The sequence below is a fragment of the Haloprofundus salilacus genome (assembly GCF_020150815.1).
Taxonomy (GTDB): Archaea; Halobacteriota; Halobacteria; order Halobacteriales; family Haloferacaceae; genus Haloprofundus; species Haloprofundus salilacus.
This window is the reverse complement of record NZ_CP083723.1, coordinates 1,164,224-1,184,440: the sequence shown is the minus strand read 5'-3', so window position 1 is coordinate 1,184,440 and position 20,217 is coordinate 1,164,224. Positions and strand designations below refer to the sequence as shown.

19 protein-coding genes are annotated in these 20,217 nt (G+C 65.1%); 12 read left to right on the top strand and 7 right to left on the bottom strand.

Annotated features, from left to right (window positions below):
• Positions 1–194 precede the first annotated feature (194 nt).
• Positions 195–758 (top strand): class IV adenylate cyclase, encoded by a 564-nt coding sequence (gene cyaB, locus LAQ58_RS06055; protein ID WP_224449703.1) that lies wholly within the window; start codon positions 195–197, stop codon positions 756–758.
• A 14-nt stretch (positions 759–772) separates the two neighbouring features.
• On the opposite strand, the gene LAQ58_RS06050 is transcribed toward cyaB, so the two are convergent.
• Positions 773–1,933 (bottom strand): ABC transporter permease, encoded by a 1,161-nt coding sequence (locus LAQ58_RS06050; protein ID WP_224449702.1) that lies wholly within the window; start codon positions 1,931–1,933, stop codon positions 773–775.
• An 88-nt stretch (positions 1,934–2,021) separates the two neighbouring features.
• Here LAQ58_RS06050 and LAQ58_RS06045 point away from each other — a divergent pair, with 88 nt between their 5' ends.
• The 7 genes from LAQ58_RS06045 to LAQ58_RS06015 all read left to right on the top strand — a co-directional run bounded on the left by LAQ58_RS06045 (position 2,022) and on the right by LAQ58_RS06015 (position 9,625).
• On the top strand, positions 2,022–3,017 hold the full coding sequence (locus tag LAQ58_RS06045; protein WP_224449701.1) for an ABC transporter permease: 996 nt from the start codon (positions 2,022–2,024) through the stop codon (positions 3,015–3,017).
• A gap of 137 nt (positions 3,018–3,154) precedes the next feature.
• Positions 3,155–4,360 (top strand): methionine adenosyltransferase, encoded by a 1,206-nt coding sequence (locus LAQ58_RS06040; protein ID WP_224449700.1) that lies wholly within the window; start codon positions 3,155–3,157, stop codon positions 4,358–4,360.
• A gap of 217 nt (positions 4,361–4,577) precedes the next feature.
• Entirely contained in the window at positions 4,578–5,843 is a 1,266-nt protein-coding gene (locus LAQ58_RS06035; protein ID WP_224449699.1) for an NRAMP family divalent metal transporter, read from the top strand.
• 13 nt (positions 5,844–5,856) lie between these two features.
• Positions 5,857–6,627 carry a sulfite exporter TauE/SafE family protein gene (locus tag LAQ58_RS06030; RefSeq protein WP_224449698.1) on the top strand — a complete coding sequence of 257 codons (771 nt, stop codon included), beginning with the start codon at positions 5,857–5,859 and terminating at the stop codon, positions 6,625–6,627.
• A gap of 77 nt (positions 6,628–6,704) precedes the next feature.
• Entirely contained in the window at positions 6,705–7,934 is a 1,230-nt protein-coding gene (thiI, locus tag LAQ58_RS06025) for a tRNA uracil 4-sulfurtransferase ThiI (RefSeq protein ID WP_425490692.1), read from the top strand.
• Positions 7,935–7,956: 22 nt separating this feature from the next.
• Positions 7,957–8,409, top strand: coding sequence for a DUF5804 family protein (locus LAQ58_RS06020; RefSeq protein WP_224449697.1), 453 nt, complete (start codon positions 7,957–7,959; stop codon positions 8,407–8,409).
• A 184-nt stretch (positions 8,410–8,593) separates the two neighbouring features.
• Positions 8,594–9,625, top strand: coding sequence for a Kelch repeat-containing protein (locus LAQ58_RS06015; RefSeq protein ID WP_224449696.1), 1,032 nt, complete (start codon positions 8,594–8,596; stop codon positions 9,623–9,625).
• A gap of 27 nt (positions 9,626–9,652) precedes the next feature.
• On the opposite strand, the gene LAQ58_RS06010 is transcribed toward LAQ58_RS06015, so the two are convergent.
• Positions 9,653–10,669, bottom strand: a complete 1,017-nt coding sequence (locus LAQ58_RS06010) for a PLP-dependent cysteine synthase family protein (RefSeq protein WP_224449695.1) — start codon at positions 10,667–10,669, stop codon at positions 9,653–9,655.
• Between the two features lie 163 nt (positions 10,670–10,832).
• On the opposite strand from LAQ58_RS06010, the gene LAQ58_RS06005 reads away from it, so the two are divergent.
• Entirely contained in the window at positions 10,833–11,216 is a 384-nt protein-coding gene (locus tag LAQ58_RS06005; protein WP_224449694.1) for a TlpA family protein disulfide reductase, read from the top strand.
• Positions 11,217–11,247: 31 nt separating this feature from the next.
• Here LAQ58_RS06005 and LAQ58_RS06000 read toward each other — a convergent pair whose 3' ends face one another.
• Positions 11,248–13,356 (bottom strand): thioredoxin domain-containing protein, encoded by a 2,109-nt coding sequence (locus tag LAQ58_RS06000; protein ID WP_224449693.1) that lies wholly within the window; start codon positions 13,354–13,356, stop codon positions 11,248–11,250.
• A 161-nt stretch (positions 13,357–13,517) separates the two neighbouring features.
• On the opposite strand from LAQ58_RS06000, the gene purD reads away from it, so the two are divergent.
• From purD to LAQ58_RS05985, 3 genes are all read left to right on the top strand, one after another.
• Positions 13,518–14,810, top strand: coding sequence for a phosphoribosylamine--glycine ligase (purD, locus tag LAQ58_RS05995; protein ID WP_224449692.1), 1,293 nt, complete (start codon positions 13,518–13,520; stop codon positions 14,808–14,810).
• 132 nt (positions 14,811–14,942) lie between these two features.
• On the top strand, positions 14,943–16,088 hold the full coding sequence (locus LAQ58_RS05990; protein WP_224449691.1) for a GNAT family N-acetyltransferase: 1,146 nt from the start codon (positions 14,943–14,945) through the stop codon (positions 16,086–16,088).
• A gap of 124 nt (positions 16,089–16,212) precedes the next feature.
• Entirely contained in the window at positions 16,213–16,797 is a 585-nt protein-coding gene (locus LAQ58_RS05985; protein WP_224449690.1) for an acyltransferase, read from the top strand.
• Here LAQ58_RS05985 and LAQ58_RS05980 read toward each other — a convergent pair.
• From LAQ58_RS05980 to LAQ58_RS05965, 4 genes are all read right to left on the bottom strand, one after another.
• The gene (locus tag LAQ58_RS05980) at positions 16,788–17,567 is read right to left on the bottom strand and encodes a mechanosensitive ion channel domain-containing protein (protein ID WP_224449689.1); all 780 of its coding nucleotides are present in this window, start codon (positions 17,565–17,567) and stop codon (positions 16,788–16,790) included. The two genes, LAQ58_RS05985 and LAQ58_RS05980, sit on opposite strands and share 10 nt — an antisense overlap.
• A 1-nt stretch (position 17,568) precedes the next feature.
• Positions 17,569–18,378, bottom strand: coding sequence for a diadenylate cyclase DacZ (dacZ, locus tag LAQ58_RS05975; RefSeq protein ID WP_224449688.1), 810 nt, complete (start codon positions 18,376–18,378; stop codon positions 17,569–17,571).
• A 214-nt stretch (positions 18,379–18,592) separates the two neighbouring features.
• A complete protein-coding gene (locus LAQ58_RS05970) occupies positions 18,593–18,832 on the bottom strand; it encodes a hypothetical protein (RefSeq protein WP_224449687.1) in 240 nt (79 codons plus the stop codon).
• A gap of 207 nt (positions 18,833–19,039) precedes the next feature.
• Positions 19,040–19,234: a cold-shock protein gene (locus LAQ58_RS05965; RefSeq protein ID WP_224449686.1), complete on the bottom strand. Its 195-nt coding sequence runs from the start codon at positions 19,232–19,234 to the stop codon at positions 19,040–19,042.
• Between the last annotated feature and the right edge of the window lie 983 nt (positions 19,235–20,217).

Sequence of the window (20,217 nt, the reverse complement as noted above, 5' to 3'; positions counted from 1 at the left end):
TAGGCTACGTCTCCCGTGCGCCCTATAAGAATCACGTTTCGTACCCACGGAACCGACAGCCTCCGTGGCGTGAGGGTTGTGACGGCGTCACAGTCGCCGCGTCAGCGATAGGCGACGGGTGCGCCACAAGGAGCGAAAGGACGAGAGACGCCGCCGACAGCCACGCTTTTGAGTCGAACCGTCGATTTTCGCCCATGTACGAAGTCGAACTGAAAGTTCGCGCCGACCACGACGACGTTCGGGAACGACTCGAAGCGCTCGACGCGAAGGAACTCGGCGGCGTCGCGCAGGCAGACACGTACTACGACGCGCCGCATCGCGACTTCGCGGAGACCGACGAGGCACTCCGCATCCGCCGGGAGCGTCGCACCGACGCCGTGGTCGACGAGGACGCCGCGGAGACGGCGAAAGTGACCTACAAGGGACCGCTCGTCGAGCGCGAGTCGAAGACGCGCGAGGAGTTTGAGACGGGTGTCGACGACGGGGAGACGATGGCGGGTGTGCTCGGGGGACTGGGCTTCGAACCGGCGGCGGTCGTCGAGAAGGAGCGGGAGTACTTCCGCGTCGACGAGTACACGGTCGTTCTCGACGACGTAGCGGGCCTCGGCGAGTTCGTCGAAGTCGAACGAGAGGCCGAGGAGTCGGAACTCGAAACGGTGCGCGAGGGGGCGGCGGCGGTGCTTCGACAGTTGGGCTTAGACCCCGACGAACAGATTCGAACCTCGTATCTCGGCTTGTTGCTCGCGAAGCGGGAGTGAATCCTCGTCCGATCTCAAGCGTCGAGAACGTCCTGTAGCGCGTCGCCGAAGACGCTGAGCGCGACGACGGTGAGCGTCAGAAACGCCACGGGCACGGTCGAAATCCACCACGTCACCGTGGGAACGCCCTGCGTGCCGCGCGCGATGGTCTCGCCCCACGAGAGCAGGCTCATGTCGTTGAGGTTCATGAACGAGAGCGCCGCCTCGACGAGAACCAGCAGGGGAATCTGCCGCGTCGCCGCGACGACGACAGTCTCGCGGACGTGCGGGAGGATGTGGTTCCGGACGACGTTCCACCGCCTCACGCCGGCGCTGCGAGCGGCGGTGACGAACGGTTCCTCGCGCAGCGACAACACCTCGCTGCGGACGACGCGGGCGACACCACCCCACCCCAGCAGGCCGAACACGAGAAGGAACAGGAAGAGACTCCGGCCGAAGACGTAGATTGCGATGAGGTAGACGACGAACGCGGGAAGCGTCTGCTGGATATCGACGTACCGCATCGTCAGCGTGTCGACCCATCCGCCGAGATAGCCCGACGCCACGCCGACGACGGTGGCGATGGGGACGACGAACATCGACGTGACGAAACCGATGACGACGGCGACACGCATCCCTTCGACGACGAGTGCGAACATGTCTCTGCCGTAGGGACCCGTCCCGAGCGGATGTCGAAGCGATCCGTAACAGAGTGCATCGGTCGTCGGTCCGACGCAGTTCGGGACGACGTAGCGCGATGCACCGACTCCGACCGGTGGTTGGAACGTTCGGGTGGGGTCCGCGGCCGACTCGAACAGCAAGGGGCCGACGAGACCCAGAACGAAGACGACGACCAGATACGCGAAACTCGCGACGGCGAGGCGGTTCTGGTGGAGTCGACGCCAGTACCGCGCTGTTCGCTCGCGGTCGGTCCACAGCGGCGCAACGACGAACAGCGCGAACCCGACGAGCGAGACCGCAAAGAGGAGGTCGACCACCGTGGGGCGCCAGTCGGCGACGAGCGGCGAGTCGGAGGGGTGCACCAGTAAATCGTAGGCGTAGACGCCGACGAACGAGATAACGGCGGCGACGAACAGCCGGAGACGGCGCGGCACGTCGACGGACCGCCCCCGCGAGAAGACACCCCGAACGTGCGAGGACTGCGTGACATCCGACGGGTCGTCGCTGGGGGGCATGTCAGGGAGTTGTCGACGCAAGAGTCATAAACTATGCTGAACGATTTGGACAGAGAGATGCGACTGGTTCCCGGCAAACGTCTCGCAGATGGCAGCTCTCGAAGCGAGAGCGATGGCTGACTGGCCGAGAGTTGCCGCGCGAGTCGCGTTCGCCCTCTTCACGGTATACCTCGTCGTCTCGCTCACGTTCGCGGTTATCTCGCTCACCTCGGACCCGAACGTCGCCGCGGTGCGGTGGGGAGTCGCCGCCAGCGGCGGCGACGCGGAGGCCCAGCAAGCCGCCGTCGACGCGTATCGGGCGTCGCGGAACCTCGACGACCCGCTCGGTGAGCGGTACGTGAAGTGGATGACCGACATCGTGACGCTGGACTGGGGACGCTCGCACAGCATGGGTGCACCGGTGACGACGCTCATCGCCGAGCGCGCGCCGTACACGCTTTTGTATCTCATCCCGGGCGTCCTCGTTAGCGTCACCGTCGGCGTCTCCGGCGGCGTGTTCGCCGCGTTTCGACACAACAGTCTCGTCGACAGGGTGGTGACGCTGCTGGCGTACCTCGCCTTCGGCGTGCCGTCGTTCTGGCTGGCGCTCGTGTTGCTGCTGCTCGTCGGTCCGGCGTTTGGGTGGGATAGCACGGGGTTTTCGCTCGCCGACGGCGCGCTGACCGAGCAGAACCTCAGGCGGTACGTGTTGCCGACGGCGGTGTTCGCGTCGGGGCTGACCGCCGGACAGTTACAGCACGCCCGCTCGCAGAGCGTCATCCACCTGAACGCGACGTTCGTGCGGCTACTGCGGTCGATGGGCGTCGGTCCGCGCCGCACGATCAAGCACGTGCTGCGGAACGCGGCGGTTCCGCTTCTGACCCTGTTCTTCTCGGATCTGCTCGGCATCGTCGTCGTGAGCGTCTACGTCGTCGAGTACGTTTTTGGAATTCCGGGTCTCGGGACGCTGAGCTACGACGCCATCTTCCAGCGCGACCTGCCCCTTCTGTTGGGAACGACGTTTCTCGTCGTCATCGTCGGCGTCGTGAGCAATCTCGTGCAGGATACGGTGTACCCGCTCGTCGACCCGCGAATCAAGCGGTGACGGGAGGAAGTGGAGAGTCGCGGAGCGCGAGCGACGAGCGACTCGGCAAACCTCGTCGCCCGCCGACACCGCGATAATAACGACCACACCCGATTACTACCGCAAGTTATAGCATCTGCCGCGAAGAACGCCGAACAATGAGCGACCGGAACATTCGAGTCGAGGGAATCGACCGACTCGCAGTCGAGGACCAGGAAGTCGAAATCGTCGAGCGGAAAGGTATCGGTCACCCGGACTCCATCTGTGACGGCATCGCCGAGAGCGTCTCGCGGGCGCTCTCCCAGTTGTATCTCGACCGCGTCGGCAAGGTGCTCCACTACAACACCGACGAGACGCAGTTGGTCGCCGGAACCGCCGCGCCCGCCTTCGGCGGCGGCGAGGTCATCGAACCCATCTACATTCTCATCGTCGGCCGCGCGACCAAGGAGTACGACGGCCAGAAACTGCCCGTCGGGTCGACGGCGCTGTCTGCCGCCCGCGAGTATCTCGACGAGAACATCCCGGAACTGGAGTACGGCCGCGACGTCGTCGTCGACGTGAAACTCGGCGAAGGCTCCGGCGACCTGCAGGACGTGTTCGGCGAGGAGGAGGTACAGGTGCCGATGGCCAACGACACGAGTTTCGGCGTCGGTCACGCGCCGCTGACCGAAACCGAGGAGATAGTGCTCGCCGCCGAGCGCGAACTCAACGGCGCGTACGCCGCCGACCACCCCGAACTCGGTCCCGACGTGAAGATAATGGGTAAGCGTGAGGGCGACCGGATAGACATCACCGTCGCCGCCGCGATGGTCGACTCGTACGTCGCCGATCTCGACGCCTACGACGCCGCGGTCACCCGGGTTCAGGAGTTCGTCGCCGGTCTCGCGCGCGAGCGCACCGACCGCGAGGTGAACGTCGAGGTCAACACCGCCGACGACTACGAGGACGGCTCCATCTACCTCACGACGACCGGCACGAGCGCTGAGCAGGGTGACGACGGCTCCGTTGGCCGCGGGAACCGCGCCAACGGTCTCATCACGCCGAACCGCCCGATGAGCATGGAGGCGACGAGCGGAAAGAACCCCGTCAACCACATCGGGAAGATATACAACCTACTATCGACGGAAATCGCAGAGAGCGTCGTCGACGAAGTCGACGGCATCCGCGACCTGCAGGTCCGACTCCTCTCGCAGATCGGCCGCCCCATCGACCACCCCCACGTCGCGGACGCGCAGGTCGTCACCGACGAGGGCGTCGACATCGACGAGATTCGCGACGAAGTCGAAACCATCGTGGACCGCGAACTCGCCGACGTGACCGATGTCACTCGATCGGTCATCAAAGGCGACATCTCGACGTTCTGAGCGCGGTTCGTTTCTCGGTGGTCTCTTCTCGCGGATTTCTCGCCGCTGCCGACCGCAACGGCCTCCGACTGCGCAGTCGCCTCACCGCCCTTCGAACGCACCGTCAGCGCCGACTCAACATCGTGCTTTCTTTGACAAGCACCAGAACAATCCCTCTGAATCCGGACTGTTATCGTGCCGAAAAGTTCGTTCGACGCAGATACTCGGTTCTCAACAAATGTCATTCGGATCATACACTGGTGGACTCCGGAGTACGGCGAAGGGGTTCTTCCAGAAGTACGGTCTCGCGTTCGTGATGGTTGCTAGTTACTTCGGCTCCGGCTCAGTGTTTATCGCGAGTCAGGCCGGAGTCAAGTTCGGGTACGCGCTCATCTGGGCCGTCGTCGGTGGTGCACTCATCGGTTTCATCGGGCAGGACATGAGCGCACGTCTGGGTATCTTCGGTGTACCCTTGATGGAGTTCGCCCGACGCAAACTGGGGAAAACGAGCTCGACACTGCTGGCTGTGCTTCTCTCGGCGGGATGTGTCGCGTGGGCGCTCGAACTCACGGCGGCCGTCGGAATGGGGCTCTCGATTCTCCTCGACGGCGCTGTCGGATGGCAACCGCTCGCGGTGGTCACCGGCGTTCTCGCCATCTTAGTCGGAGTCTTGGACTACGAAGGAATCGAGCGCGTCATGACGGCGATGATGCTCGGACTGCTCGTCGTCTACGTGACCGTCGCCGGCGTGAGCGCGCCCTCGGTGACCGGTATCGCGTCCGGGTTCGTGCCGTCGATTCCCGGCGGGTCGCTGACGCTCGCGGCCGCCATCGTCGGAACGACGGCGCTGTGGCCGAACTTCTTTCTCGAATCGAATCTAGTCGGCGAGAAGGGGTGGACAGGAGCCTCGGACCTACCGGCCGTTCGCCGCGATCTCGGACTGGGGTATCTCGTCGGCGGCGTCACTACGATCGCCATCCTCGTTGTCGCGGCGGCGGTGCTCCGCCCGGCAGGGTACACGAACCTCGACACGTTCATCACGCCAGGGCGAGCGCTCGCGGACGTGCTCGGCCGGTGGGCGATGTTCGTCTTCCTTTTCGGGACGATCGCCGCCGCGTTCAACAGTATCATTCCGATAATGTGGACGCCGTCGTACCTGGTCCAACACGCTCGCGGCCGAAGCGCGACCCCCAGCAGTCGGGAGTTCAAGCTCATCTACGTTGTCGGCGTCGGCATCGGCTGCCTCTCGCCGCTGGTCCACCAGTTCGCCGGACTCAGCGTCATCGACATGATAATCCTCTTTCCGGCGTACAACGGCATCATCAGCCTCCCGATCGCCGCGGCGTTGCTGTTCTGGGCAGTCAACGACCGGGAGACGATGGGCGAGCACAAGAATAGCCTCCGCTTGGCACTGGTGAACGCGATGCTCGTGCTGCTCTCGATTTACCTCGCCGCCACGTCGCTGCCGGGGTTCATCGACACGCTGACCACCGGCGGAATCTGAACACAGAGAATATATGCTCTCTACTTCGACGCTGGTTCTCCTGGTCGGCGTCGCGTTTCTGTCAGGGATCGGTATCACCGCCGTCGGGCCCGGCGGCGTCTTCGTTACCGTCGCGCTGTTCGCGTTCACGGACGTCCCATCGTCGACCGTGGCGGGAACGGCGCTGACGACGTTCGTCGTCACAGGGCTTCTCGGGAGTTACACCTACTACCGGTCCGGCGAGTTACGGACGCGGGCGGGGAAGCGGCTCGCGACCATCGTCACGGTGCCGAGTGTAGTCGGCGCGGTGGTCGGTGCGCTCGCGAACGCAGCCCTCTCAACAGCCGCATTTGGATCGCTGCTGACCGGGTTCACCGTGCTCGTCGGGACGAGCATCGTCTACCGCGAGCGACGATCACTCGGCGCGAAGTGGTCGGTCGACCCCGACCTCCCAGCGGGCGCGTCCGTCTTCGCCGCCCTCGCGTTCGCCATCGGCGTTCTCTGCGGGCTGCTCGGGGTCGGCGGACCGGTCGTCACCGTGCCGGTGTTGGTACTCCTCGGGGTCACGATGCTTGACGCGCTCGCCGTCGCGCAGGTGCAGTCGGTGTTTCTCTCGGCGTTCGCGGCAGCGACGTATGTGACGCAGGGGGCCATCTCGCTGCCCCTGGTCGCCCTCGTCGGGGTTCCGGAGCTCGTCGGCGTCGTCGTCGGTTGGCGGGTCGCCCACCGAGTCGACGCGTCACGCCTGAAGGCCGTCCTCGGGGTGACGCTGGTCGCGGCGGGCGTCGGCCTCGCCGTGACGTAACGGACCTGACTCGGCGGCGACAGACGGGGAACTCGAGGTGCGAACCCTCTTATCCTCCGACCGGATAGCCTCCGGTAGTGGAACCCGTGGCCCTCGAACGCGACACCGTCGTCGTCTCCTACGGCGAAATCGGCACCAAGAGTTCGAAAGTCCGCGGCCGGATGGAGCGGACGCTCGTCTCGAACCTCGCGGCGATGCTCGACGCCCGCGGCGTCGACGCCGAGGTGGAGCGCCGATGGTCGCGGCCGCTGATTCACCTCCGAAATCCCGAGCAGGTGGAGGCCGCCACCGACGCCGCCACCGACACCTTCGGCGTCGTCACCGCCCGACCTGCGGTCACCTGCGCACCCGACCGAGAGACGCTCGTCGGCGTGCTGGAGTCGCTTGCGGGCGAACAAACGGAAGAAAGATCGTTCGCTGTCCGCGTCTCTCGCGCCGGAGCGAAGTCGGCGCACGACTTCGGCAGTCGGGAACTCGAACGCGTCGGCGGCGCGGCCGTCGAGGAGCGAACCGGCGCGTCGGTCGACCTCGACGATCCCGACGTGACCTACCGGATCGAAGCGCGGGAGGACGAGGCGTTCGTCTCGACGAATGAGCGTGGCGGACCCGGCGGCCTCCCGCTCGGCACGCAAGGCAAGGCGGTGGCGCTCGTCAGCGGCGGTATCGACTCGCCCGTCGCGGCGTGGGAGGTGATGAAACGCGGCTGCGTCGTCGTCCCCGTCTACGTCGACCTCGGGGAGTTTGGCGGGCCGGACCACGAGGCTCGGGCGGTGTCGACGATGCGCCGCCTCGCGGCGTTCGCGCCCGAATTCGACGTTCGTCCGCGAGTCGTCCCGGCGGGCGGCCTCGTGGCCGAACTCGCCGCCGAAGTCGGGGCGACGCGGATGCTCTCGCTCCGCCGGACGATGCTCAGAATCGGCGAGACGGTGGCGAAGGAACTGGGCGCGCACGCCGTCGTCACCGGCGAGTCGCTCGGACAGAAGTCGAGTCAGACCGGACCGAACTTCGCCGTCACGGACGCGGTGACCACAGTTCCGGTGTATCGGCCGCTTCTGACGCGCGACAAATCCGACATCGTCGCGCAGGCGCGGCGAATCGGAACGTACGACGATTCGACGCTTCCCGTAGGCTGCGAGCGCGTCGCGCCGTCGCGCCCGGAGACGAACGCCGCGCTCGCGGACGTAGAGGCGGCGGAGCCGGAGGCTCTGTTGTCGCGGGCCGAGGACGCGGCGCGGGAGGCGCGCGTGGTCGAGGTCGAACCGAGACGGGACCCGGAACGGCCGGAGCTGGGACCGGAATCCCTATAGCCGTCACGGGGTACCTACAGCCGTGACGCGGGTTTGTCTAATCGGCGCGCCCGAGGTAAACCTCCGGTACGAACTGCTATCGCGGGAGACTGCGCGGGCGGCGCTCGCGACGTACGACCTCCACGAACCGTACCGCAACAGCCTCGAACTGGAGACGGTGAGCGTCGGCGCGGCTGTCTCGCTGCTCAACGACCTCAACTGGTACCTCGTGCGCTTCGCCGACGACGCGCTGGTCAAATCGCCGAGCATCAGCGAGACGGAGTGGCTCTCGCGGAAACTCGCGACGGCCGTCCGCGAGGGCGATATCCGACCCGAGGAGACCGACCGCTACCTGAAAGTGTACGGCGTCGACGACGACGAACTGCTCGACCCGATGTACCTCGCGCGTGTCGACGGACGGGTCCCCGACTACGACCTCTACGACGTGGACGAGACGCTGAGGGTTCGCGTGACCGAATCCGAGTTCGGCGAGTAGTCCGAAGCCGAGCAGTCGAGCGCCCGAACCGGTACGGCAGCTCGTCGGAGTCGGAGCCAACCGGCGAGTTCTGCGGCGAAAGCGGCCAGTAAGCGCGACATAACCTTGGGTGGTTTCGCTGTACGAGTGTCGAGAGCAAACTGTGAGCACGAACAGACGAGAATTCATCCGACGCGGTACAGCGGTGGCTGCCGTCGCGCTCGCCGGGTGCACTAATCGGGACGACGCCTCGGGAGCGACGGGCGCGCAGTCCGACAAACCGGACGGGACCGACGGGTCGGGACAGTCCGACCAACCGGCACAAACCAACGCGCCGACTCAGGAGACAGCGAGCGCGGGAGAGCTGCGTTGGACCGAACTGACGCCGATGCCGGGACCAGAGCGGACGGAAGTCGAAGCCGTCGCGCTGAACGGTGAACTGTACGTCATCGGCGGCTACGTCCCCGACGGCGTCACCGGCGCGGTGGCCGTCTACAACCCAGAGGAGGACTCTTGGCGGAGCGCCGCGGCGCTGCCGCGGGCGCTACACCACGTCAAGGCAGTCGCCCATCGAGGACGGATCCTCGTCTTCGGGGGATACACGGAGGCCGAAAAGTCGGTGGCGACGACGTACGCGTACGACCCCGAGAGCGACTCGTGGGCGGAGCGAGCGCGGATGCCGACGGGGCGCGGCGCGCCGACGGCCGAACTCGTCGGCGGGAAGACGTACGTCGCCGGCGGCTACACGAAAGGTGGTATCGTCGGCGGGGTGAAAGCGACGCTCGAAATCTACGACCCGAAAGCGGACGAGTGGTCGAAGGGACCGGACATGCCGACGGCTCGAAACCACCTCACCTCGGGTGCGGTCGGTGGCAAGCTGTACGTCGTGGGCGGTCGCAGGGAGTTCGGCGAGGAGCTGAGCGCCAACGAATCGTACGACCCCCGGAGCAACGAGTGGACGGAGTTGACGCCGATGCCCTCCGAGCGTGGCGGCGTCAACGGCGCGGCGATGGGCGGCAAGGTGTTCGTCCTTGGCGGCGAGAAACCCGAGGGGACGCAGGCGACCGTCGAAGGGTACGACCCCGAGAGCAACTCGTGGGAGCAGTATCCCGACATGCCGGAGGGGAGACACGGACTCGGCGTCGCGGCCATCGACGGCCAGTTGTACGCCGTCTCCGGCGGCCCGGAACCCGGCAAGGAGTACTCCTCGACGCTGTGGCGGTTGTCGTCGGAGTAGGGAAACGTGAGACAGAGAGGTGGGAGGTTACGGCGACCCACCGTCGGTGGCGCGGGGTCCACCGTCGAACATCCCCGTCGACATGTAGCGCTCGCCGCTGTCCCAGAAGACGGTGACCACGAGCGGGCAGTCGTCGTAGTCGGTGGGGGCCGCGGTCCCGCCGTCCGCCTCGATGCGCTGCGTCACCGCGTCCGGAACCTCCGGACAGTTCAGGTCGGGTCGCGCGAGGCGCTCGGCGACCTGCTGGGCGGCGAGATTCGACGCGCCGCTCGACTGACCGACCAAGATTCCCTCTTCACGGGCGAGGCGGCGACACTCGGCCTCGGCGTCGTCGAGCGAGACGGTTATCACGTCGTCCAGAAGGTCGGTGTCGAGGTTCGGGCTAATGAAGCCCGGACCCATCCCTTGAAAGCTGTCGCCCTCCGGCTCTCTGCCGGAGAGGACGGCGCTGTCTTCGGGTTCGACCGCGACGACCTCCATCGCGGGGAACTCCTCGCGGAGGCGGCGGCCGAGGCCCGACAGGGTGCCGCCGGTGCCGACGCCGGCGACGAGCGCGTCGACCTCGCGGCCCTCGACCTGTTCAAGAATCTCCTCGGCCGTCGTGCGGTAGTGCGCCTCCGGGTTCGCCTCGTTCTCGAACTGGCGGAGCTGGACCATCCTGCCTTCGGCTTCGAGTTCGTCGGCGCGCGCCTTCGCGTCGGAGATGTCGCCGTCGACGAGTTCGAGGCTCGCGCCGTAGGCTTTCATAATCCGGCGGCGCTCGGGCGACTTCGACTTTGGCATCACGATAGTGATGTCGTAGCCTTTCGCGGCGGCGACGACCGCCAGACCGATACCCGTGTTCCCGCTCGTTGGTTCGACGAGTTCGTCGCCGGGCGAGAGCGTTCCGTCGCGCTCTGCGGCCTCGACCATCGCCAGCGCCGGCCGGTCCTTCGCCGAACCGCCGGGGTTCTTCGACTCTATCTTCGCCGCCACCGTCGCGCCCTCTGGCGACTGGAGTTGTACCAGCGGCGAGCCGATAGTATCGAGGATGCTCGCGTCCATTGGCGTCAAGTAAGCGATTGTGACGTAAACCGCTGGCGGACACCGGCAACGTTCGACACTGTCTCCGCCGCACGAATCACCAGCCCGGGTTCCTGGAGCGGTCGTGCGCGCAGAATCTCCGCCAGCGAGGCGATTAAACCCCTCCACCGCCAACGACCAGCCGATGGAACTGAACACGATGGAGCCGAACCCGACGTGGAGTCCCGCGGGCTACGAAGACGCCGTCGCCGCGCTCGGGCAGGATGGGTTGACGTTCAAAGTCTGGGGCGGCGACTGGTGCAAGGACTGTCGCCACCAACTACCCGACTTCGCCGCGGCGCTCCGGGAGGCGGGCGTCCCCGAGGAGCGAATTAAGGAGTTCCCCGTCGAGAAGAACGACGACGGCAGCAAGCGCGGTCCGCAGGTCGAGGAGTACGGCATCGAGTTGATTCCGACCATCGTGGTAGAGAAGGACGGCGAAGAGGTGGCGCGGTACGTCGAAGACGAGCCGGTTCCGGCGACGGCGTACCTCGGTGAGCGACTCGAAGAAGTCGAACAGACCGCGTAAGTCGTCCACGACCGCCCGAACGACGCGTCGCTCAGTTCTCGTTCGCCAGTGCCCAGTCTAGCGCCGACCGGATATCGGTCTGCGGCGGCGAGCAGGTGAAGTTCTCGCAGGCGTACACCGTCGGGTTGCCGTCGACGGCCTCGCGGCCGGCCCAGATGGGCGGCGCCTCGTCGACGCCGAGCGTTTCGAGCCACGAGTCGAGTTCGGCGTCCGTCTCGGGGCGGCGCGTCAGAATCGTCGCCGGGAGGTACCTCCCAGCGAGGACCTCCCACCAGTCGTCGGGCAGTTTGTCGGCCGCGACGGTGAGTTCGAGCGCGCCTCGGCGGTGTTTCTCGGCCGCGAGCACGAGCGAACCGTGTTCGAGCGGACTCCCGCGGAGGCGGTTCGCGTGCGTCGCCAGCACCTCCTCGGCGATACGCCCGAACTCGGCGTCGGGCGCGAAGTAGTCCAGATCGAGCAACACGTCGACGGCGACACCGAGACTCGACGGCGTTGACTGGTCGCGGCGCTCCTGCGGGCGGGCGACGAGCGCCTCGCCGCTCTCGGGCGTGAAGTAGAGCGTCTGCTCCTCGGCGTCCCAGAACTCGGCTTCGATGGTCCGCGCGAGGTCTAGCGCGAACGAGAGCTGTTCCACCTCGCCGGTCGCCTGATACAGGTCGAACGCCCCGCGGGCGAGGAACGCGTAATCTTCGAGGTAGCCCGGGCCCTTCACGTCGCCCGACTTGAACCGCCGCGAGAGTCGTTTCTCGTCGTCGTCCCAGAGATGTTCGCGGACGAACGACAGCGCCGCCTCGCCCGTCGCCGCGAGCGCCGGATCGAGAGTCTGCGTGCCCGCGGCGAACGCCGATATCATCAGTCCGTTCCACCCCGCGAGAATCTTCTCGTCGCGGGCAGGGCGTTCGCGCTCCTCACGGGCATCGTACAGCGCCGTTCGCGCGTCCAACAGTCGTTCTTCGACCTCGTCCTCGTCGATGTTGTACTCCTCGGCGAGTTCCTCGATGCGAGCAGAGAGCGTGAGGACAGTGGTGCCGTTCTCGAAGTTCCCACGCTCGGTGATGCCGTAGCGGTCGCAGACGAGGTTGGCCGTCGTCTCGTCGTCGACGGCGTCGCGGACCGCCTCGGGCGTCCACACGTAGAACTTACCCTCTTCGCCTTCGCTCTGCGCGTCGAGCGTGCTGTAGAATCCTCCTTCGTCGTGGGTGAGTTCGCGCTCGACGAACGCGAGCGTCTCCTGGGCTACCGTCGCGTAGCGGGGGCGGCCGGTGAGGCGGTAGGCGTCGAGGTAGACGCGCGGGAGTTCGGCGTTGTCGTACAGCATCTTCTCAAAGTGCGGGACGGTCCAGTCGCGGTCGGTCGCGTAGCGGTGGAAGCCGCCGCCGACGTGGTCGTACAGGCCGCCGGTCGACATCGCGTCGAGCGTCTCGGTGACGACGGCGAGCGCCTGGTCCCGACCGGTCCGAGCGTACGTCTGCATCAACAGGCCGAGGCGCGTCGGTTGGGGGAACTTCGGGCCGCCGCTGCCGAAGCCGCCGTACTCGCGGTCGGCGCTCCGAAGCGCTGCCTGCGCCGCCGTGCCGAGCAGTTCGTCGTCCGGCATCTCGCCCGGTGAGTCGGGGGTATCCTCTAACTCGTCGCGGACGGCCGCAGTCCACTGATCGGCGCGGTTCTCGATCTTCTCGCGGTCGTCCTCCCACGACCGCGAGAGGTCGCGCAGGAGGTCGAGGAAGCCGGGCATCCCCTGACGCGACTCCGGCGGGAAGTAGGTGCCGACGAAGAACGGTTTGCCCTCGGGGGTGAGCCAGACGGAGAGCGGCCACCCGCCGCGCCCGGAGACGAGCTGGCAGATGCTCTGGTAGACGCCGTCGAGGTCCGGCCGCTCCTCGCGGTCGACTTTGACCGGGATGAACTCCTCGTTGAGCAGTTCGGCGACGGCGTCGTCTTCGAAGCTCTCGTCGGCCATCACGTGACACCAGTGGCAGGCGGAGTAACCGATGGAGAGGAAGATGGGCACGTCGCGCTCGCGGGCGGCCGAGAGCGCCGCGTCGTCCCACGGCTGCCAGTTGACGGGGTTTTCCGCGTGCTGCCGGAGGTACGGCGACTGTTCCTCGTCGAGGCGGTTTCGGCCCGTCGGGTCGGTCATACGTGTTGTACGGGCCACGAGAGGGAAAAGCCGTGCGCTCCGGCGAACAAAGCGTCGCCTGACGTAGGCGGTCGACTCGTTCGAAGAGTATACACGAAAATGCATACACCGCGGCGTGCGAAGCAACAAGGTTTACACTCTCGTGCGTAGCACGTCGTCGTATGACGGAGACGGTGCTTCTCATCGGCGGAGGCGGCCGCGAACACGCAATCGCCCAGTCGCTCGCCCAGGACTGCGACCTGTACGCCTGCGCGAGCAACCGAAATCCCGGTATCGACGCGCTCGCCGAGGGCTTCGAGCGAGTCGACGAGGCGGACGCCGACGCCATCGTCCACTACGCCGAGGACGTGGAGGCGACGCTCGCCGTCGTCGGTCCCGAATCCGCGCTCGCGGCGGGCGTCGTCGACGCGCTCGAAAACGTCGGCGTCTACGCGTTCGGCCCGCGGAAGATGGACGCCCGCATCGAGACGGACAAGGCGTTCCAGCGCCGGTTCATGGTCGAAAACGACGTTCTCGGCTGTCCCGACTTCGAAACGTTCTACGACATCGAAGCAGCCTGCGCGTACATCGACCAGTACGATGGCGACGTGGCAGTCAAGCCCGCCGGCCTCACCGGCGGGAAAGGCGTGAAAGTGACCGGCGACCAGGTGACCAAAGAGGAGGCGAAAAAGTACCTCCGCACCGAGAAGTACGAACAGGTCGTCATCGAGGAGCGGTTCGTCGGCGAGGAGTTCACCGTGCAGGCGTTTGTCGCCAACGGCGAGGTTCGGCCGACGCCCGCCGTCCAGGACCACAAGCGCGCCTACGAGGGCGACGAGGGACCGAACACCGGCGGGATGGGCAGTTACAGCGACGCCGAGCGATTCCTGCCGTTCATGGACGACGGCGACTACGACGAGGCCGTCGACGTTCTGGAGTCCGTCGTCTCGGCGCTGCCCGACTACCGGGGCGTTCTCTACGGGCAGTTCATGCTCACGGCCGACGGCGTCCGCGTCGTCGAGTTCAACGCCCGGTTCGGCGACCCGGAGGCGATGAACACGTTGCCCGTACTCGAGACGCCGTTCCTCGACGTGCTCGTCTCCGCTCGCGACGACAACCCCCTTCCCGCGCTTGAGTTCGCGCCGACGGCGACGGTGTGCAAGTACGCTGTGCCGGAGGGCTACCCGACCAACCCCGAGTCGGGCGCGCGAATCGAAGTCGACGAAGAGAGCGTGACGCGGGCCGGCGACGGCCTACTGTTCTACGCGAGCGTCGAGGAGCGCGAGGACGGACTGTACACGAGCACGTCCCGGTCGTTCGCCATCGTCGGTCTCGGCGACACCATCGCGGCAGCGGAAGCCGTCGCGGCGGACGCGCTCACGGCGGCGGGCGATGGACTCCGCATCCGCCACGACATCGGCACCGCGGAATTGGTCGAGCGGCGCGTCGACCACATGTCCCAGTTACGGGGTTGATAAACCGGCTGGGAGGACGATTTCGTGGCGGAGGCGGGCCGATGATGAGAGTTCCAACCCGCCGTTCATGCACCCGCTTACGTTCGGTACGGAGGACATAACAAAACCGTTAGCTGTGAAATGCGAGGCCACATGGGACACGTATCGCCTCAAAGTAAAGCGACACCGGCGGAAGACGGCTACGTCGTCCGTCGGTACGAGCCAGCCGACCGCGACCAGTTTCTCGACCTGTACGAAGAAGTGTTCGAGAAAGCTCGCACGCCCGAGTGGTTCAACTGGCGCTACGGCGGCCCGCACACCGACGAGGTTCGGATGTTTCTCGCAGAGAAAGACGGCGAAATCGTTGGCGCCGAGCCGTTCATCTCCTTCGAGATCTGCGGCGGCGGCGAGACGGTGTCGGCCCTCCAGCCCGCAGACGCGATGGTCCACCCCGACCACCGACGCAACGGCCTGCTGACGCGCATCACGGAGGCGGCCATCGACCACTATACCGACGCCGGTCCCTCGTTCATCTTCAACTTCCCGAACCAGGCGGCGATCGGCGCGTTTCTCAAACTCGGCTGGGTCCAAGTCGGCGAGGTGGCGACGGCGTACCGCATCCAGAAACCCTCGGCGTTCCTTAAATCCGACCGCGCGAAGCGGATGGGACCGCTCGCCGACGCGTTCTCGGCGGCTGGCTACCGCGCACGCGACGCGGCGACGCTCGCCGCCGCGCGCCGAAGAAGCGACGACGAGGTGACCGTGACGCGGCACGCCGATATCCCGTCGAAGCGCCTCGCCGCCCTCTACGAATCCGCCGTGTCGCCGCGACTCCACGCCCCGCGGACCGAGGCGTTCTACGACTGGCGTTTCGCGAACCCGCAGTGGGACACCGTGGCGTACACCGCCAAGCGCGAAGGCGAACTCGTCGCGAGCATCGTCACCTGTACGCAGGCTTCGCACGGCATCACGACGACAAAGATTCTCGACGCGCTGCCAATAGTCGACGCGGAGGCCGAAAGTGAGGCGTTCGACCGTCTTCTCCGCGTCGCAATCGACGACCACGACTACGTCGACACCGTCGCCGTCGCGGAAGACACCATTCCTCCGACGGTGCTCTCTCGGCTCAACTTCTTCCGCAACGACCGCTTCCCGATGTCGATCAGGGGGTCCCCGACGCCGGTCGTCGCTCGACCGTTGGTCCCCGAAGACGAGACGCAGTGGACCGTCGGCGGTCGGCATCTCGCCGACCGCGCCGACTGGTGCCTCTCGTTCGCCGAACAGGATACGAGCGTCTGAGCGGACGAGTGGTCAACTGGTCGGACGGTTAAATGACCGACTGGCCGAGTGTTCGAGCGCACCGGTCGGTCGATAACCCGAATGTTCCTACCGCTTTATTAGCCGCCGAGCGAAAGCACGCGCCGTGACGGACGCAGAATCACGGCACGACCGACTCACGAGACATCCCACGCCGGGACCGCGCAACTCCCTCCAGTCGTGGACGGACGCGCGCTCACCGCTCGTCGTCGCTCGCAACTACGCTGCCATCGTCGCCGCGCGCGTTTCGCCGAGCCTTCGGCTCAAAAACTGGCTCCTCCGACGCATCGGCGTCACCGTCGGCGACGGCGTCTCGTGGGGGTTGGAGTCGACGCCGGACGTGTTCTGGCCCGATCTCGTAACGGTCGAAGACCACGCCATCGTCGGCTACGACGCGACGCTTCTCTGCCACGAGTTCCTCCAAGACGAGTATCGAACGGGTGAGGTCGTCGTCGGCGAACGGGCGATGATCGGCGCCGGTGCGGTCGTCCTGCCGGGCGTTCGCATCGGTGCGGGCGCGCAGGTGGCGGCGAACTCGCTCGTCGCCGACGACGTCCCGCCCGGGGCCACGGTCGCCGGGGTGCCCGCGGAAATCGTCTCGCGGAGCGGCGTCGGTGACGACGCGACGAAAGAAGAGAACGAGTCAGACGAATCGAAGGAGCGTGAGTCCGGAGACGACAGTCAGTCGTAGACGCGGACGATGCCTTCTTCGAAGACGGCGCGGTTGGGGATGATGTACTCTCGGTTGTCGGTTTCGACGCGCGTGACGAGCATGTCGACCTCCTGGACGATACCGGACTGGTCGCCGAGGCGGACCTCGTCGCCGATGGTGTACGGTTGGTTCAACAGCAGGTAGATGCCCGCCGCCGCCGACGAGAGCATGTCCTTGAACGCAAGGGAGGTGAAGGCGACGAGCGCGAACGCGTAGGCGGCGAGGAGGACGACGAGCGCGAGCGTGTTGATGTTCACTTGGCTGAGCGCGACGAGGACGGCGAGATAGAAGACGCTGTACTTCGCGAGCGTTGGGATGAGACCGATTTCGGGGAGTTTGACGCCGCGCAGGCGTTCGGCAACGAGCAATTCGACCTTGTCGCCGACGAGGATGCCGCCGATGAGGATGAGCAGCGCGACGAACAGGCGGGGCAGAAACGCCACGAGACGCGTCCAGAAGGTGTCGGTGTAGCCGACGTCGGCGACGGTGAGCGCGACGACGATGGTAAGACCGATGAGAAAGTACGTGCTGAGCTGCGAGACGATGGAGATCGTCGAGGTGCCGAGACCCTGCGCGAGGCGCTCGAATCCGGTCCCCTCGATGACGCCCGCCAGCCCCGCCCGTTCGAGCAGGCGGCGGTTGACCGCTCCGACGATGATACTGAGCATGATACCGAGCGCGAGCACGCCGAGCGCGAGCCAGATCCGGGGTCGAATCGCGTTGAGTATCTGTCCCACCTCCAGTTGCATCTCAGTAGTCCTCCGGGTCGAGTTCGAGTATCAACCGACCGCCTTTGAACGCTCGGACGAGCCCGTCCGACTCCGAGAGCACGATGGCCGTCGCGTTCGTGTCGCGGGTTATCGCGCCACCCGCCATGTGACGTGCACCGAGACCCTTCGGGATGTCGACGCCCTCCGCACCGGGTTCGAGGTAGCGGTACGCGGAGACGATTTTGCCCGAGTCGGAGATGACGAACGCACCGTCGAGGCGTGAGAACTCCTTGAGCATCACGTTGACGATGGGGTCGCCGACGTGGACGTGGCTCTTCTCGAAGGGGTTGTAGCTGAGCGGTCGGGATTTGTTCATCACCTTCCCGGCATCGCCGACGACGAACAGCGCGCCGACGGGGCTGCCTTTCTGGCCTTTCTTCCCGAGTTCGATGGCGACTTCGAACACGTCGCGGATGACGCTCGGGTCCGCCCGCGAGTTCGTGAACAGGTCGTACATCCCCGAGTGCATCTTCTCGTCGGCGCGGACCCGGATCAGCGTGTCGCTGTCCTCGCCGAACGTCCCGAGCGCGCAGGCGATGACGTCGCCGCCGTCGACGAGTCCCTCGTCCATCGCACCCTCGATGCCGAAGCGAACGCGGTCGCGGACGTTCTCGAACTCCAGCGGCAGTTCGACGAACTGCTCGGCGTCGACGGCGTTCTGCGGCGCGACGACGACGAGACCGGTCTCGACGTTCTCGAATCGTTCGTAGAACGAACTGCTCGGAGAGAACAGAAACAGGCCGTCTACGTCGGCGACGAGGTCGTTCAAGAAGTCAGCCAGCATTGACATTGAGCGATACCTCTCAAGGAGCACCTATAGAAGTTGTGGCGCGTGCCTGCCGCCGTTTGGTGATTCGACCCCGACTCGGCTCAAAAGTCGCTCCCTCACTCGTCGGGGGCGAGGAGAAAACCCGCTTACGGCGGGGAGCCGGCGACGGCGCCTCAGCAGTCGCTGTACGGCGGTTTCTGCGTTCGAGAGACCGCTTGTTCGCCGTCTCGACGAGTCAATCGTCGAATGATTCGTCGGCTTGCTCGTAGACGATTGTGAGCGTGCCGGGCGATTGGCGTCTCGCAGCCTCGCGTAACGTCTTGAACTGTTCGAGCGTCTCGTTCGAGGAAGTGTCGCCCTGGTAGATTTCACGCGATTCCTCGCGGAGCGTGTCGTACATTCTGTCGATGAGGCGGCGAACGGCGTTGGCGTCGCTTTTCGAGTTGATGTCGAAGGTGGCTTCGTACCGAGACATACACACAGTCAACGCCGGGGATGCAAAGAGGTGGCTACTGACGCGGGGAAGATTCGGCTCGAAAGTCATTCCGTCCCGTTCGGCACCCTCGGACGAGAGAACGGAGAAACTGACCGAGAGAAACGCTCGAAGCGAAGCGCTATCGGAACGTTGCGTCGATAAAAAAGATGCGTTGCAAGCGTCGCCGTGAGGCGACGATGTATCAGTTTATGCGCGAACGACGTTCGTTGCGCGCGGGCCCTTGGGGGCCTGTTCGATGTCGAACTCGATTTCAGTTCCTTCCGTCAGATCCTCGCCGCCGACATCTTCCATGTGGAAGAACACGTCGTCGTCAGAGTCCTCAGTCGTGATGAAGCCGTAACCGCCTGTGTCGTTGAAGAAATCAACCGTACCGTTTGCCATTATGATTCAACGAAGACGGGTAACACTCATAAGCGTTTCGTGTTCGTCTACATAATTCGGGTTTTGTTTCAATTTTGTTCTCCAATTCGTCCCTAACGTAGGTATTTGTCCGGGGGAAGTCGGTTCTACGCTAGTTCGGTGTCGAGTTCGTCACAACAGGCGCGAAATTCTTTGGTATCCGTAGTTCTCTCGGAGCCGACGGGGGTTTCGCGGTTCGTCCGCCTTCCAGACCGGCGTCACTGAGCGTCTTCCGGGTTTCGACCGCTCTGCGATTGAATGGTCCTTTTGTTGAGAGTATCCCCTTAAGTGAGCTTTCTATCAAATCGTCTATATTATTTATCTCCAGGGCTTGTGAAACTATTCTCGAGGAAGGTCATGACATCCCACACACACAAACCGACGAACGGCGGTGCTACGACTACTTCTGATCGTGAGTGTCATGCTACCCGTACTCGCAGCAATTGCTAATCCGGCAACAGCGGTTCGGATACTGGTGAAGAGAATTCCGAATATAGCCGAGAAACTGGCATAAAAGAAGAGTGACGGGAAGGCGAATCCACTCGGCGCTGGCGACGGTGATGGAGATCCCAGCAATAACCGAACCGACTAGCTACCTGAGGAACTGTTCACGGTAGCCGTGATAGTCCACATACTGCTTTTCAGACAGCCACTCTTTGGCGCCAGATGGGACAATGACGATGTGCCGACCGGGGTCTAAATCGGCGTCTATTCTATTGTCGCTGGGGTTCGTTGGATTCCCTGACATGGTCGATGTGTCGGGCGAAAAACCGCATGGCTGCGCGGGTGTAGAGATGCGTGGAACCGGATTTTAACCTCGGTCGTTCCACTCACTACGTTCGCTTCACTCCCTGCTTCAAATCCTCAGACAACAAAACACGGCGCTCGTGTTCACTCGCGCCGGTTTATGCGTAGGACTGGATTTGAACCGGAGCAAGACGTGCTCGCTCACGTGGCTCGCTGCG